At 39.6% G+C, this 14,143-nt stretch carries 14 protein-coding genes and 2 tRNA genes; 12 read left to right on the top strand and 4 right to left on the bottom strand.

Annotated features, from left to right (window positions below):
* Positions 1 to 9 precede the first annotated feature (9 nt).
* Positions 10 to 516: a YqiA/YcfP family alpha/beta fold hydrolase gene (locus tag KVY11_RS02780; protein WP_004981014.1), complete on the bottom strand. Its 507-nt coding sequence runs from the start codon at positions 514 to 516 to the stop codon at positions 10 to 12.
* Positions 517 to 793: 277 nt separating this feature from the next.
* On the opposite strand from KVY11_RS02780, the gene lysS reads away from it, so the two are divergent.
* The 5 genes from lysS to KVY11_RS02755 all read left to right on the top strand — a co-directional run bounded on the left by lysS (position 794) and on the right by KVY11_RS02755 (position 7,458).
* Positions 794 to 2,320 carry a lysine--tRNA ligase gene (gene lysS / locus KVY11_RS02775; RefSeq protein ID WP_010326267.1) on the top strand — a complete coding sequence of 509 codons (1,527 nt, stop codon included), beginning with the start codon at positions 794 to 796 and terminating at the stop codon, positions 2,318 to 2,320.
* Between the two features lie 141 nt (positions 2,321 to 2,461).
* Positions 2,462 to 3,907: a capsule assembly Wzi family protein gene (locus tag KVY11_RS02770; RefSeq protein ID WP_218288029.1), complete on the top strand. Its 1,446-nt coding sequence runs from the start codon at positions 2,462 to 2,464 to the stop codon at positions 3,905 to 3,907.
* A 462-nt stretch (positions 3,908 to 4,369) separates the two neighbouring features.
* On the top strand, positions 4,370 to 5,284 hold the full coding sequence (gene cysD / locus KVY11_RS02765; protein WP_004694369.1) for a sulfate adenylyltransferase subunit CysD: 915 nt from the start codon (positions 4,370 to 4,372) through the stop codon (positions 5,282 to 5,284).
* A 140-nt stretch (positions 5,285 to 5,424) separates the two neighbouring features.
* A complete protein-coding gene (cysN, locus tag KVY11_RS02760; protein WP_218288028.1) occupies positions 5,425 to 7,041 on the top strand; it encodes a sulfate adenylyltransferase subunit CysN in 1,617 nt (538 codons plus the stop codon).
* 144 nt (positions 7,042 to 7,185) lie between these two features.
* Complete coding sequence (locus KVY11_RS02755) at positions 7,186 to 7,458, top strand: hypothetical protein (protein WP_218288027.1); 273 nt, start codon at positions 7,186 to 7,188, stop codon at positions 7,456 to 7,458.
* Positions 7,459 to 7,577: 119 nt separating this feature from the next.
* On the opposite strand, the gene KVY11_RS02750 is transcribed toward KVY11_RS02755, so the two are convergent.
* Positions 7,578 to 8,741: a sterol desaturase family protein gene (locus tag KVY11_RS02750; RefSeq protein WP_218288026.1), complete on the bottom strand. Its 1,164-nt coding sequence runs from the start codon at positions 8,739 to 8,741 to the stop codon at positions 7,578 to 7,580.
* A gap of 242 nt (positions 8,742 to 8,983) precedes the next feature.
* Here KVY11_RS02750 and KVY11_RS02745 point away from each other — a divergent pair, with 242 nt between their 5' ends.
* The 6 genes from KVY11_RS02745 (at position 8,984) to KVY11_RS02720 (ending at position 12,813) form a co-directional block, all read left to right on the top strand.
* The gene (locus KVY11_RS02745) at positions 8,984 to 9,505 is read left to right on the top strand and encodes a PadR family transcriptional regulator (RefSeq protein ID WP_218288025.1); all 522 of its coding nucleotides are present in this window, start codon (positions 8,984 to 8,986) and stop codon (positions 9,503 to 9,505) included.
* A 9-nt stretch (positions 9,506 to 9,514) separates the two neighbouring features.
* Complete coding sequence (locus KVY11_RS02740) at positions 9,515 to 9,817, top strand: DUF3861 domain-containing protein (RefSeq protein WP_218288024.1); 303 nt, start codon at positions 9,515 to 9,517, stop codon at positions 9,815 to 9,817.
* A gap of 28 nt (positions 9,818 to 9,845) precedes the next feature.
* Complete coding sequence (locus KVY11_RS02735) at positions 9,846 to 10,106, top strand: DUF2798 domain-containing protein (protein ID WP_218288023.1); 261 nt, start codon at positions 9,846 to 9,848, stop codon at positions 10,104 to 10,106.
* 229 nt (positions 10,107 to 10,335) lie between these two features.
* A complete protein-coding gene (locus tag KVY11_RS02730) occupies positions 10,336 to 11,328 on the top strand; it encodes an NAD(P)H-quinone oxidoreductase (RefSeq protein ID WP_218288022.1) in 993 nt (330 codons plus the stop codon).
* A 202-nt stretch (positions 11,329 to 11,530) separates the two neighbouring features.
* Positions 11,531 to 11,761 carry a hypothetical protein gene (locus KVY11_RS02725; RefSeq protein ID WP_238953681.1) on the top strand — a complete coding sequence of 77 codons (231 nt, stop codon included), beginning with the start codon at positions 11,531 to 11,533 and terminating at the stop codon, positions 11,759 to 11,761.
* A gap of 146 nt (positions 11,762 to 11,907) precedes the next feature.
* Positions 11,908 to 12,813 (top strand): YafY family protein, encoded by a 906-nt coding sequence (locus tag KVY11_RS02720; RefSeq protein ID WP_218288021.1) that lies wholly within the window; start codon positions 11,908 to 11,910, stop codon positions 12,811 to 12,813.
* A gap of 137 nt (positions 12,814 to 12,950) precedes the next feature.
* On the opposite strand, the gene KVY11_RS02715 is transcribed toward KVY11_RS02720, so the two are convergent.
* A tRNA-Leu gene (locus KVY11_RS02715) sits at positions 12,951 to 13,036 on the bottom strand.
* A 10-nt stretch (positions 13,037 to 13,046) separates the two neighbouring features.
* Positions 13,047 to 13,120 (bottom strand) — tRNA-Cys (locus KVY11_RS02710).
* A 152-nt stretch (positions 13,121 to 13,272) separates the two neighbouring features.
* Between KVY11_RS02710 and folD the strand changes: the two genes are divergently transcribed.
* Positions 13,273 to 14,121 carry a bifunctional methylenetetrahydrofolate dehydrogenase/methenyltetrahydrofolate cyclohydrolase FolD gene (gene folD, locus KVY11_RS02705; RefSeq protein ID WP_218288020.1) on the top strand — a complete coding sequence of 283 codons (849 nt, stop codon included), beginning with the start codon at positions 13,273 to 13,275 and terminating at the stop codon, positions 14,119 to 14,121.
* The last annotated feature ends 22 nt before the right edge of the window (positions 14,122 to 14,143 follow it).

The raw sequence follows: 14,143 nt of genomic DNA, 5'->3' as shown, positions 1-14,143 counted from the left end.
AAGGCTTTTTTATTTATACAAATATTGTTGTTCCAAATGTTCAATCAGTTGATTAATATTTTCAGGTTTAAGTAGTCGGTGATGTCCACCTTCAACTGCTTGAATCAACATATAATTTTCTAAAATTTCCTGTGCTGCATACATATCGATTAATTCATCTCCCAGCTCTAAATAGGCTACTTGCGGTACATTGTGATCTAAGTCAGTCTCATTAATGCTCGGGTAATCATCGCGAAAGTCAGGCGCTAAGCGTGGGTTGGCAATCACACATGGAATTTGATGTAGCAGCGACATTTTCAATGCCCAATATGCACCAATACAATGTCCAACAATAATTTCAGGTTTTATTTTTTCAATAATATCGTCGTAGAAGCTGGCTACGGTAGAAAAATTGAGATAGCGATAATCGATATCGATACAAAATTTCTGCTTTGCATCAATGGCATGGAATTTAGTGGACTCTCGCGAGGAGTCTAATCCATGCAAAAACAAAATTTTAGATTCGCATCTGCTCATGATTTATCATTCAATTAAAAAACTAAATTATTTTATGAGTGGAGAAAAGTTTACTTTTCCACGATTTATAACATCCATTGTAGAGGGATTAACCGTGAAATGAAGTTAGCTTTTGGTCTAAGAAATAGACAGACCTTTTATACGGTGGGTGTCTTAGCGCTGAAATAAACAGGATGTATACTTTTTTATATACCGCGCGGTTTTTGATGATGCTCATTCGTTTGGAATTCTGCTATGCTATGCAACTTCCGTTTTTTAATACATATACGAGGCAGAGATGACGCAACAAAACGCTCAATCGACTTCTGAACAAGCCATTTCCGAAAACGATTTAATTGCACAGCGTCATGCCAAGTTAAAGCAGATTGAAGATCAAGCCAAACAAACGGGCACTAGCCCATGGCCAAACACCTTTAAACGTGAACATTATGCTCAAGACTTACAAGATCAATTTGCAGACAAAAGCAAAGAAGAAATTGAAGCAGCAGAGCATGTTTATGTGTCTGTAGCGGGTCGTGTGATGTTGAACCGCGGTTCATTCATCGTGATCCAAGATATGACGGGTCGTATCCAGTTATATGTAGCGCGTAAAGAGTTAGCACCAGAAACCTTAGAAACCATTAAGAGCTTAGATCTTGGCGATATTATCGCGGTGAAAGGTTATATTGGTCGTTCTGGTAAAGGTGACCTTTATGTGCATATCGAACATTTTGAGCTTTTAACCAAGTCGCTTCGCCCACTTCCAGATAAATTCCACGGTTTAAATGATACTGAAGTTAAATATCGAAAGCGTTATCTTGACCTGATTGTGAACGAAGAAACACGTAAGACTTTTGAAATCCGTGCCAAAGTGGTTTCAGGCATTCGTGCATTTTTAACAGAAAAGCGCTTCATGGAAGTAGAAACACCGATGATGCATGTGATTCCGGGTGGTGCATCAGCGCGTCCATTTGAAACGCATCATAATGCTTTGGATATGCCACTTTTCTTACGTATCGCGCCTGAGCTTTACTTAAAGCGTTTGGTTGTTGGTGGTTTTGAGCGTGTGTTTGAAATTAACCGTAACTTCCGTAACGAAGGTGTTTCGACGCGTCACAACCCAGAATTCACTATGATTGAATTCTATCAAGCTTATGCAGACTATAAAGACTTGATGGAACTTACCGAAAATATGCTTGAACGCTTAGCGCTCGATATCTTAGGTTCAACCGATGTGCCTTATGGTGAAGAAGTGTATAGCTTCAAAGGCCCATTCAAGAAAATTTCAATGTTTGATGCCATTCTTGCACATAACCCACAGTTCACGCCTGAAAATGTCAATGACCGTGAATTCTTGGCTAAATTTGTGCAAGAAGAGCTGAAAGAACAGGTAAAACCAGGTTTTGGTCTGGGCAAACTTCAAACCATCGTATTTGAAGAAACTGTTGAAACTCAGCTACGTCAACCGACTTTCATTACAGAATATCCTGCTGAAACATCGCCATTGGCACGCCGTAATGATCATAACCCACATATTACGGACCGTTTTGAGTTCTTTATTGGTGGCCGTGAACTTGCGAATGGTTTCTCAGAGTTGAATGACCCGATTGACCAAGCCGAACGTTTCCAAGCTCAGGTTTCAGAAAAAGACGCAGGTGATGATGAAGCAATGCACTACGATGCAGACTTTGTTGAAGCACTTGAGTACGGCTTACCGCCGACAGCGGGTGAGGGTATTGGTATTGACCGTTTAGTTATGTTATTCGCTAATGCAGCAAGTATTCGTGATGTGATTCTGTTTCCACACATGCGTCATAAAAACTAAGTTTGATATCTGAACATAAAAAGCCCGCATTCATTGCGGGTTTTTTTTGATATTTACAACATTACTAAATAGAAAAGCTTGTAAAAAAGAGATAAAAAAAATAAGGTAACACTTAGCTTTAAGTCCTGAGAATAAAACGGAATGTTTCTAAAAAAAACACTTGCAATCGCTGTGCTAATGGGTGCAACAACGAGTATCTTTGCTCAAGGTCTCGTTTTAAATGATCAAAATTTAAGAACAGATCTAAACTGGTTAAATCAGCAGGGTGTGATTCAAATTAGCACATCTACATGGCCAATGAGCGGTGATGAAATTCAAAGAGTATTGTCTCAGGCTAAAGTTGCGACTCCTGCTCAGCAAAAAGTTATTGAGTCAGTGCGAGCTCATCTCGATCGTGAGAACGCGATGTTTAAAGCACGTTTATTTGCTGAGAGTGATCAAAAACAAATTCCGCAAGCTTTTGGTGATCAAGAAAAGGCACAGTACCAAGCAGGTTTGGAATTTAATGCCGGTGGTGAAAATTGGGATGTTCGCCTTAGGGTGAATGGAGAAAAAGACCCACAAATTGATAATGGCCATGATGTGAATGTTGAAGGTTCATATATTGCAGGAAAATTGTGGAATCAATGGGTAGTTGCAGGTCAGATACCAACATATTGGGGCCCAGGGCATGATGGGAGTCTTTTACGAGGTGATGCGAGCCGCCCAGTCTATGGCTTTACCGCTCAGCGTGCAGATCAATCAGCTTTTGAAACAAAATGGTTGTCATGGATTGGTCCGTGGCAATATCAAGCATTTGCAGGTCAATTAGATGACTATTCTGCTGTACCTGATGCTAAATTAGTGGGTCTACGTCTTACGGCACAACCTTTACCTTATTTAGAATTAGGTGCTTCACGTGCTTTTCAGTGGGGGGGGGAGGGACGACCAGAAAGTTTTAGCTCATTCTGGGATGCTATGATTGGAAACAAGGATAACGGTGGTACAGGCGAACCAGATCCGTCTAATCAGGTTGCAGGATTTGATGCTCGATTAAATTTTCAGCAGTTGTTGAGTGTGCCTATAAGTCTGTATGGACAATATGTAGGTGAAGATGAGGCTGGTGGTTTACCTTCTAAAAAAATGTATCTTGCGGGTGTGGACTATTCGTCATCTTTTAAAAACATGCCATATCAACTTTATACAGAATGGGCTGATACTCGAACCAATCGGGAAGCACAAGGTATTTCATATAACCATAGTATATATAAAGACGGATATTACCAACATGGTTTCCCATTAGGCCATGCCATGGGTGGAGATGGTGAAATGGTATCTTTGGGTGGTGATATTCGATTCGATGCAATGAACCGTCTAAATGGTCGATTATTATTTGCAAAGGTTAATCAATCTGGTCGTATTACCAATGCCGCCTTTCCTGAAACAGATGATATTAAAGCTATTGATTTAACTTGGTCACATTACTTAAGACCATTTGTACCAATCAAAATTAATGGTTGGTTCAGTGATTCTGATTTACATGGTAATGATGCTGGTGCATCGATTGGTATAGAAATACCTTTGGATAAACGCGTTTTTCATTATTAATATTTGAGAGTAATAGAACCCGCATTCATTGCGGGTTTTTTATGGTTCGTGCAATTAGCTGAACTTTCTTTGCTATCATGTTGATATATAAAATCAACAAGCTGTTCTGCATTGAGTGTTATTTTTAGTCTTCTAGGTTGCGGGTTTGGTGAGTCACATACATAGAACCTCAATGAAACCGACTTTAGGTATTTGTAAATGTATTGCCAAGTAGAAATATAGATAAAGAATCGAAGCGTGGAAGGCTGAATACTTTGAATGAAGTTGATGTAATATTTGAGTGTATTTAGGGGTTTATGATCATTGAATAAAACTTATAGATCTTATCAATTTTGTTTTATATGAGGTTTTTGCATATAAATATAATAAAACAAGCAATAGTGTGTATAACTAAATCTTTATAATGAATATATATTTTTAAAAGTGTAATAAGTACACGATTTTTGTGAGTTGGTGCTGTCAATGTCATTAAATGAGGAAAGACTTACTCATCTTAAACAGCTTGAAGCTGAGAGTATTCATATTATCCGCGAAGTAGCTGCTGAGTTTGAAAACCCAGTGATGCTTTATTCTATTGGTAAGGATTCAGCCGTCATGCTGCATCTGGCGCTCAAAGCGTTCTATCCTGCCAAGCTTCCATTTCCGCTTCTACATGTAGATACGGGCTGGAAATTTAAAGACATGATTGCTTTCCGCGACAACATGGCAAAAACCCATGGCTTTGATTTGATCGTACATCAAAACAAAGAAGGGAAAGATGCGGGTATAAACCCATTTGATCATGGTAGCTCAAAATATACCGACATCATGAAAACTCAAGGCTTAAAACAAGCACTTGATAAATACGGTTTCGATGCGGCATTTGGTGGTGCACGTCGTGATGAAGAAAAATCACGTGCTAAAGAACGTGTCTACTCATTCCGTGACTCGAAACATCGTTGGGACCCAAAAAACCAACGTCCTGAACTTTGGAATCTTTACAACGGTAAAGTGAACAAAGGTGAAAGTATTCGTGTATTCCCACTATCAAACTGGACTGAGCTTGATATTTGGCAATACATATACTTGGAAAGCATTCCATTGGTTCCACTTTATTTAGCTGCAGAACGTCCTGTGGTTGAGCGTAGTGGCACCCTGATTATGGTTGATGATGAACGTATGCCTTTAAAAGAAGGCGAAGTTCCACAAATGAAATCGGTACGTTTTCGTACTCTTGGTTGTTACCCACTTACGGGTGCAGTGGAGTCAACGGCAAATACCTTACCTGAAATTATCCAAGAAATGTTGCTTGCAACCAGCTCTGAGCGTCAAGGTCGTATGATTGACCATGATGAAGCGGGCTCGATGGAGAAGAAAAAGCAAGAAGGTTATTTCTAAAATCTCCCCCTAACCCCTCTTTAGTAAAGAGGGGAGAACTCCCGAAAAAATGGAGGGAAAGTCCTCCTTTATCAAAGGAGGATTTAGGTAGATTTGAAGATTAAAAACCGCTTTCTAAAGAATATGTGGAGTTTTGAGCAATGTCTCATCAATCAGAACTGATTAGCCAAGATATCTTGGGCTATCTAAAACAACATGAAAATAAAGACTTATTGCGTTTTCTGACTTGCGGGAACGTCGATGATGGTAAGTCAACTTTAATTGGTCGTTTGCTTTACGATTCAAAATTGATTTATGAAGATCAATTGCAAGCGGTGACTCGTGACTCTAAAAAAGTCGGTACGACAGGCGATGCACCTGACTTAGCACTCCTTGTAGATGGTCTACAAGCTGAACGTGAGCAGGGTATTACCATTGATGTGGCTTATCGTTATTTCTCAACTGAAAAACGTAAGTTCATTATTGCTGACACACCGGGACATGAGCAATACACGCGTAACATGGCCACGGGTGCGTCGACTTGTGACCTTGCGATTATCTTGATTGATGCGCGTTATGGTGTACAAACTCAGACACGTCGTCATACTTATATTGCAAGCTTACTGGGCATTAAGAACATTATTGTTGCAATTAACAAAATGGACTTGGTTGAATTTTCTGAAGCGCGCTTCAATGAAATTCGGACGGAGTATGCAGGTTTTGTGGCGCAATTGGGTGACCGTAAGCCAAACAACATTATCTTTACGCCTATTTCAGCATTGAATGGTGATAACGTTGTCAATAAATCACCAAATACGCCATGGTATACAGGCGAAACGTTGATGGGTACGCTTGAGTCTGTGGAAATTAACCGCAATTCAGTGACCAACGATTTCCGTTTCCCTGTGCAATATGTGAACCGTCCAAACCTCGACTTCCGTGGTTTCTGCGGTACGGTTGCGCTGGGTGATGTATCAGTAGGTGATAAAATCGTGGCTTTACCATCAGGTAAGTCATCGACCATCAAAGAAATTGTCACTTATGATGGTAATTTAGAGCGTGCCGTTGCAGGTCAAGCAGTAACGTTGACGCTGAATGACGAAATTGATATTTCGCGTGGTAACGTGCTTGTACGTGCGGATCAAGCTGCGCCAGAAATTTCACGTTCGGTCAATGCCACTGTGGTTTGGATGGCAGATCAACCGCTGGTGATTGGTAAGTTGTATAACTTAAAAGTGGGTACGCAAACTGTTCCTGCAAAAGTCACTGCAATTAACTACCGTACCAATGTCAATACATTGGAAAAGGTACAAGTCGATAGCCTTGAGCTGAATGCCATTGCTAATGTTACCGTTGAGTTTGATGCACCTGTGGTATTTGATCGCTACCAAGACAGTCGTTATACAGGTTCGTTTATCTTCATCGACCGTTTAAACAACGTGACGATTGGTGCGGGTATGGTGGAAGAGTCTGTGGAATGGTCTGCGCATAGCAACCCTGTCACAGCGGAAGACCGTGCTGCACGTTTAGGTCAAAAACCTGCTGCGGTAACTGTATCTGTGAAAGCCCTAGAAAATACACAAGTACTTGAAAACTTGTTAATTCAACAAGGTGTGGTTGCAATTGCGAAAGCAGGTCTAACTGCTGATCAGGTTGCACTACTACGTGAAACAGGTGTGGTTGTGGTGACTGACCTTGTCGATGGTACAGATGTCGCATTCACTCAAGATGCGGTTGAAGAGCTAGCTGATAAAATTGTTGAATTGGTTCGTCTGTAACTGATTGAGCGAATTTGAAAAGGAACCCACCGTAAGGTGGGTTTTTTATTTCTATTTTAGATGGATAAATATTATTCAAATAAATAATGTGATATTTCAATAAAAATTCAGTGCTATAGAATGCCTCTTTTGTAGAGGGGTATTATGAAAAAAATATTATTATTTATTGGTTTAACTTTAACTTTTGCTGCTGATGCTAAACAGGCTACGCAAAGTGATGAAGCGATTAAGAAGGAAATTATTCAACAATCGATACAAACGTATTCGGGAAATTGTCCTTGTCCTTACAATACTGCAAGAAATGGAAGTCGGTGTGGTAAACGTAGTGCTTACAATCGAGTCGGTGGTGCTGCGCCACTTTGTTATCCAGAAGACGTGAGTGATCGTATGGTAAAAGAATTTAAAGGGCGAGCGTAATTTAAGTTCGATTTACAAGGCTTGGAAAATGAAAGAAAACCTGCGGAGATACAGGTTTTCTATTTTGGTGAGGGATTAGACAAGCTTTAATTATTGAGATTGTTAATCGATTGGTTTTGTTAGGAAGTCTCATTATCTTTGTTTAAGCGCTTTTTCAGTTTATTCACATAACGTTTAAATGGCCAAGTAAACTGCTTCACAAAACTGTTTGGAATTTTATAGCCGACTGTGCCATATACACTGGCCAAATGATTAGGCATATAAATCGATTTAAAAATCACGTCATAAAGTGGAATAAAGGCTGCATAATTTTTATCAATCGCAGGCTTTTCGGAAGAATGATGCCAGTGGTGAAACTCAGGTGTTGCGATTAGCCAGCGCAGATAGGGAAAGCGAAAACGCACGTTGGAGTGAATAAAAATGGCATGGAAAGAAATAAAGACTAAATAAGCAAACACTGCGGAGGTATGAAAACCTAACAAGAAAATTGGTAAGGTTGCGATAAAACGGGTCATTAACACTTCAACGATGTGTAAGCGTGAAGAGGCTAACCAGTCCATTTGTTCCGTTGAATGGTGAATGGCATGAAAGCGCCATAAAAAGTTCACTTCATGCATCGCACGGTGTAACCAATAGGTGGTGAAGTCCACCACAATTAATAACTCAATAAACTGCAACCAAGTTGGCTGCGCCTGTACATAAGGCACAATCGGGTTATTGGGAATATGCGTGATCCAATACTGAATAGGCATGACCGTTAAAAATGAAAAAAGCTGAATGCCAATATGGCTAAACATGAAATATTTCATGTCTGTGACCCAGCCAACGCGCAGAATTTTCTGTTCAGTGTTCTTTGCAAAGAATCCTTCAAGTGGTATGAAAACTAAAGCAAGGATGATTAAGGTAATAACGAAATAATCAAAACCTGCATAAAAGGGTAGGGCAGGCAATGTCGGTGCTTTGATCAGTCCACAGCCTAAAATAGTTGCTAAAATGGTGATACACAAACCATAAAAACCATATTTATTCTGTTTAATGATCGCACTATAAGTACCAAAACCAGCACTAACGACAATACCAAACAGTAAGGTATAGTAGAAAACATCATAGTGTTTGCTATATAGCGGGCGTAGCTCTGGCGTGGTGAGCACAGTGGGAAATAAAAAACATAAAGCAGCAAAAATACCCAAAAAGCCTAAGGAAACAGAAAGAAATGCACTGATCTTGCCTTGCCCGGCATTGAGTTGTAGGTTTTCAAATTTTTTTCTGAGTTGATCTGCCATTTTAATTTAATTCTGAATTTTAGGAGTTTTGTCCGAGTTCACTTGATGATATGAGCATGCAAACAGAGGTTAAATTTTAGCGGTATTGCAACTGTTCAGCAATCTTATCTAAAAATATCAAGTAATCCTTCATGTTTACCCATTTGATCTTAAATTTTGATGTTCTATTTCAGAATTTAAGGTTGCAATCATTAAAAATGTAGTTAAGATATATCTTAATTGTTTTAAGTTGTATCTTAGATATGTCTAAAACACAAAAAGTTGAATCCTTTACTGATTTGGAAATAGCGCCAGTGTTACGTAAACAGCGCCTATTTGAAGCGGGTCAGATGAAACTTTTAGCCTTACATCTCATTTCATTCGCGCCTAAATATGGCTATGACCTTATTAAAGAAGTGGGTGAAATTGTGGGAGGGGGCTATTGCCCAAGTGCAGGAACGATCTATCCAACCTTGAATTATTTGGAAGAGCAGCAGTTTGTTCAGGTCGTGTTAGATGATGCTGAGCGCAAGCAATACCGTATAACGGCCTTGGGTTTGAAGCATCTTGAGGTTGAGCAAGCAAATGTGGAAAAGATTTTATCTCGTTTCGATACGCGTAAAAAAATTCAAAATAATGAACAATATCTTGACATTAAACGTGCGATGGAAAACCTCAAAGCTTCCTTAAAGCTCAAGATACAACACAGTGAGCTGAGCGCTGAACAAATTCGTGTTATTGCAGAACAAATTGATCAAGCAGCGGTGAATATTGCACGTCTCTAGGAAAACAGAATGAAACAACATGCTTATGAAGTCACACTTAAACACATTGCAGATGCTCAAGGCAACCCGTCGACCTATACCGATATTTTGAGTTTTAACAGCTATAACCACGACGATATTTTTAAAGTGTTACAGGTGATTCAAAACAGTCAAATACTGGATGATGAAGCAGTGAAATCATTTGCTGTTGGTTTAAAGCTCTTTAGTGAGGTAATGCTAGAGCATAAACACCTTCCGCTCTTTAAAGATTTTATGCCACATTTTGGGCAGTTTATGAAAGCTTTAAAACAAACAGTTAAAACGCAAAGCTAAAGTTAATTTTTATTTACTCAGGTCGATTATGTTCAACACGCTCCCCAAAATTCATATCAAACACTTAAATTGGTTAATGCCTTTATTGCTTTCTGGCCTGATGAGTGGTTCTATTTCTGGTTTTAACTTACTGTTAAATAAAGGCCTAGTGCATAATTTCTTCCATCTTTGGCTCAAAAGCTGGAGCTTATCTTGGTTGATTGCATTTCCACTAATTATGGTGTTTTTGCCTTTGGTTCGTAAATTTCTAATGCAGTTTATGTCTTTGCCTGATCAGCCACGCAACTGAATACCTGTGCTTTTCATCTGGTCCGAATCGTTCTAAGTAATGTTTGAGAGGGATGTCGAGTATAGTCGTATTGATGTCGCAGTTTACTTTTTTATCAATGATTAGTGCTATCACGCAGCAAAATAGTCTTCAGACTATACATAAGTACGGTGTTCTTCATTTCAATTTATTTCTATGATCAAATAGGTCTATGAAACTTGAAAAATATCGCAAGAGTTAGGAATAAATCATGTCACAAACAACGATGCAACAGGTCATTATTACAGAGCCGGGTGGTGTGGATAAGCTGGCATATGAAACAGTGACTATCCCTGAAGCAAAAGCAGACGAGGTCTTGGTTAAGGTTCATGCGTTTGGTATTAACCGTCCAGATATTTTACAGCGTCAGGGTTTATACCCAATGCCGCCTGGGGTAACGCAAGTGCCAGGACTTGAGGTTGCAGGTGAGGTTGTTGCAGTTGGAGCTGAAGTTAACCAGTTTAAATTAGGCGATAAAGTTTGTGGTTTGACTAATGGTGGTGGTTATGCCGAGTATTGTGTGGTTCCACAAAGTCAAACTTTACATATTCCAGAAAATGTAAGCTTTGTGGAAGCGGCGGCTATTCCTGAAACTTTTTTCACGGTCTGGGCCAATGTGTTCCAAATGGGTAAAGCCAAAGCAGGGGAAGTGGTGTTGGTACATGGTGGAACCAGTGGCATTGGCACTACGGCACTCATGTTATGTAAAGCATTGGGCATTAAAACCTTTGCAACCGTTGGCAGCGATGAAAAAGTACAAGCCATTGCGAATTTGACAGATGCCATCAATTATAAAACCCAAGACTTTGAACACGAGATCAATGAGAAAACGGAAAATGCTGGTGTTGATGTCATTTTAGATATGGTGGGCGCACCGTATTTAGAAAAGAATATGAACTTGCTCCGCCGCGATGGACGTTTGGTTTATATTGCTTTTTTAGGTGGTGCAAAAGCCAAAGAGGTTAAATTGGGGCAAATTATGATGAAGCGCTTAACCATCACAGGCTCGACCATGCGTGCACGAAATACGGCTGAGAAAGCTGAGATTGCACAAGGTTTACAAGATCATGTAGCACCGCTATGGGCCAAGGGCGAGTGCTTGCCAATGATTTATCAAACTTTTGAGTTCGATCAGATACAAGCAGCGCATGCGTGCATGGACACGGGTGAGCACGTGGGTAAAGTTGTGGTAAAAATTCTGTAATATTTCTATAGTATAAAAAGTAGAGCTGACCTAGTGTCAGCTTTTCTTTTGTCTAAAATTTTCCAAAAAATAAAAATAATGTACTGAAAACAGAAAATAATTTAACAAAGATTAAAAAATGATAACTGTTCGACACAACCTGTCAAAACTGTGGTGTAAATTTTCAACTAAATTTAAACCTGACAAATTTACGTGGTTTTAAATGAAAAATAAAACAGAAAAGAGGGTTGTCATGAAAATTTTATCGACATCATATACACATGCACATGGTTTCCGTGCGCTCAAGCGCTTGCATAAGGCGGTTATCTATAATAGTGTTTTACCTGATGAGTTACACAAGTTGTATAAAGCCTTAATTCATTTTGAGCGCTATATAGAGCGATTAGCGCATCAGCAAACCGCTGTAAAGAAGAAGAAATCTAACAAACATTGATCACTTTTGTTGATAAAAACATGACATAGCTTGAAAGCTAATCGTTTGTCTTTTACTTAATATTATTCAGTGACTTATATTGAATATAATGCTTAGGCATTTAACTATAAATAAAGACACAACATTGATTGTGCAGCGAGGGCAATATGAAGCGTAAAGCTTCAACACATGAACGCCTTGCGGAGCGTTTAGCAAATATTTTGACTAAATTAAATACTGGATATCAATTAGGGGTTGCAGAACTAGCACATGAATTTCAGGTGAGTACGCGAACGATAGAGCGAGATTTTGATCGTCTCAATACGTATTTGCCTTTACTTCAAGATGAATATACCAAGAAGTACTTCTTAGATCCGGTTTATCTTGGACGCTTTAAGCTACAAGACATTCAAAACTTTGCGCAGCTTTCTGGGATCAGTGAGCTCTATCCATCTCTAGATATGTCTTTTCTACGTGGTCTGCTTGATGAGCGTGCGAATCAAGTGTTCTCTGCCAAAGGTTATTATTATGAAAATGCACAGCAATTTGCTGAACATTTTCAGGTTTTTGCGGGCGCGATTCATAAGCGTCAAAAAATCAGTTTTATTTATAATGATCGTTTGCGCCATGTTGACCCGTATCGTTTAATTCATCATCAGGGAAGTTGGTATTTGGCTGCAGCTGTAGCTGATGAATTACGTGCTTATCGTTTAAGTAAAATAGATCAAGTGGTTGTACATGAGTCGGAGCTTTTCGAACACCATTTAGAAGTTTTGACCCAATTAGAGCTCAGTGAGGGGATTTGGTTTGCAAAGCATAAGCAAACGGTGAAAATATCGGTGCGGCCTGAAGTTGCCTTATATTTTAAGCAACGTTTGTTATTGCCAGAGCAACAAATCGTACTAGAAGATGTATCGGGTGGTTTATTAATTGATTGTCAAATTTGCCATGAAATGCAACTTTTACCTTTGGTGCGTTATTGGATTCCATACATTAAAATTATTGAGCCAGCTCATTTTCAAGAAAAATTAGAACAAGATCTGCAACATTATTTATTACCACCCTTATCGTGATAAACGAATGAGATATTATTTTTAAGAGAGTCAATGTGCTCTCTTTTTTGTGCATTGCATTATGCTTTTTCTGTAGGCATAAAAAAACCAGCTTAACGCTGGGTTCTTTATATGCACCATACTTAGAAGTATAAGAATGGTGCCCGAGGCCAGACTCGAACTGGCACGCTTTGTGGGCGGGGGATTTTAAATCCCCTGTGTCTACCGATTTCACCACTCGGGCTTTAACAAGATGGAGGCGGAGGTCGGAATCGAACCGGCGTCCACGGAGTTGCAGTCCGCTGCATGACCACTCTGCCACCCCGCCGCGTCTTGTTGATGCGTATATTAGCAAGCTCTGAAAAAAAAACAATAGTGCTTTCATTCGTATGCGCATAAAAACAGCATATAGCGAAAAATATTTAAAATTATCATGTATTATGTGCAAAATTGATTCATATCAACACTTGGAGATGTGCCGTGGCATTAGTTTTAGATGGTCGTGCATTGGCAAAACAAATTGAAGCTGACTTGTTAACTCGCGTTGAAGCGCTCAAAGCAAAATCAGGTCGTACCCCAATTCTTGCGACTATTTTGGTGGGTGACGATGGTGCATCTGCAACTTATGTACGTATGAAAGGAAATGCCTGCCGTCGTGTTGGTATGGACTCACTTAAAGTTGAACTGCCAAAAGAGACCACCACTGAACAATTGTTGGCAGAAATTGAAAAACTGAATGCAAATCCTGATGTTCACGGTATTTTGCTTCAACATCCAGTGCCTGAACAAATTGATGAGCGTGCATGTTTTGATGCAATTTCTCTTGCAAAAGATGTGGATGGCGTAACGTGTCTTGGTTTTGGTCGTATGGCCATGGGAGAAGCAGCATATGGCTCTGCGACGCCTGCTGGCATTATGACTATTTTGCAAGAAAACAATATTGAAATTGCTGGAAAGCATGCCGTTGTTGTAGGTCGTTCTGCAATTTTAGGTAAGCCAATGGCTGCGATGTTACTTCAAGCCAATGCAACCGTAACGATCTGTCACTCACGTACTCAAAACTTAGCTGACTTTGTAAAGCAAGCCGATATTATCGTGGGTGCGGTTGGTAAGGCAGAATTGATTCAAAAAGATTGGATCAAACAAGGTGCAGTGGTTGTTGATGCTGGTTTCCATCCACGTGATGGTGGTGGTGTAGGCGACATTCAATTGGTCGGTATTGAAGAAGTGGCTTCTGCGTACACACCTGTTCCAGGTGGTGTTGGCCCAATGACGATTACGACACTAATTTGTCAAACAGTTGAAGCGGCTGAGAAAGCTTTAGGTTAATTTTTATAAGACTCTAAAATCA

This window comes from Acinetobacter sp. CWB-G5, assembly GCF_019209785.1.
Lineage (GTDB): Bacteria > Pseudomonadota > Gammaproteobacteria > Pseudomonadales > Moraxellaceae > Acinetobacter > Acinetobacter johnsonii.
Note: the sequence above shows the minus strand (reverse complement) of the source record. Positions and strands in the feature narration are given on the sequence as shown.

What these genes read in the sequence shown, in the direction of transcription:
- KVY11_RS02780 (WP_004981014.1), bottom strand. Translation starts at nt 516, where the DNA reads ATGAGCAGATGCGAATCTAAAATTTTGTTTTTGCATGGATTAGACTCC.
- lysS (WP_010326267.1), top strand. Translation starts at nt 794, where the DNA reads ATGACGCAACAAAACGCTCAATCGACTTCTGAACAAGCCATTTCCGAA.
- KVY11_RS02745 (WP_218288025.1), top strand. Translation starts at nt 8,984, where the DNA reads ATGTCTAAAACACAAAAAGTTGAATCCTTTACTGATTTGGAAATAGCG.
- KVY11_RS02725 (WP_238953681.1), top strand. Translation starts at nt 11,531, where the DNA reads ATGAAAAATAAAACAGAAAAGAGGGTTGTCATGAAAATTTTATCGACA.
- KVY11_RS02720 (WP_218288021.1), top strand. Translation starts at nt 11,908, where the DNA reads ATGAAGCGTAAAGCTTCAACACATGAACGCCTTGCGGAGCGTTTAGCA.
- KVY11_RS02735 (WP_218288023.1), top strand. Translation starts at nt 9,846, where the DNA reads ATGTTCAACACGCTCCCCAAAATTCATATCAAACACTTAAATTGGTTA.
- KVY11_RS02770 (WP_218288029.1), top strand. Translation starts at nt 2,462, where the DNA reads ATGTTTCTAAAAAAAACACTTGCAATCGCTGTGCTAATGGGTGCAACA.
- cysD (WP_004694369.1), top strand. Translation starts at nt 4,370, where the DNA reads ATGTCATTAAATGAGGAAAGACTTACTCATCTTAAACAGCTTGAAGCT.
- KVY11_RS02755 (WP_218288027.1), top strand. Translation starts at nt 7,186, where the DNA reads ATGAAAAAAATATTATTATTTATTGGTTTAACTTTAACTTTTGCTGCT.
- KVY11_RS02740 (WP_218288024.1), top strand. Translation starts at nt 9,515, where the DNA reads ATGAAACAACATGCTTATGAAGTCACACTTAAACACATTGCAGATGCT.
- KVY11_RS02750 (WP_218288026.1), bottom strand. Translation starts at nt 8,741, where the DNA reads ATGGCAGATCAACTCAGAAAAAAATTTGAAAACCTACAACTCAATGCC.
- KVY11_RS02730 (WP_218288022.1), top strand. Translation starts at nt 10,336, where the DNA reads ATGTCACAAACAACGATGCAACAGGTCATTATTACAGAGCCGGGTGGT.
- cysN (WP_218288028.1), top strand. Translation starts at nt 5,425, where the DNA reads ATGTCTCATCAATCAGAACTGATTAGCCAAGATATCTTGGGCTATCTA.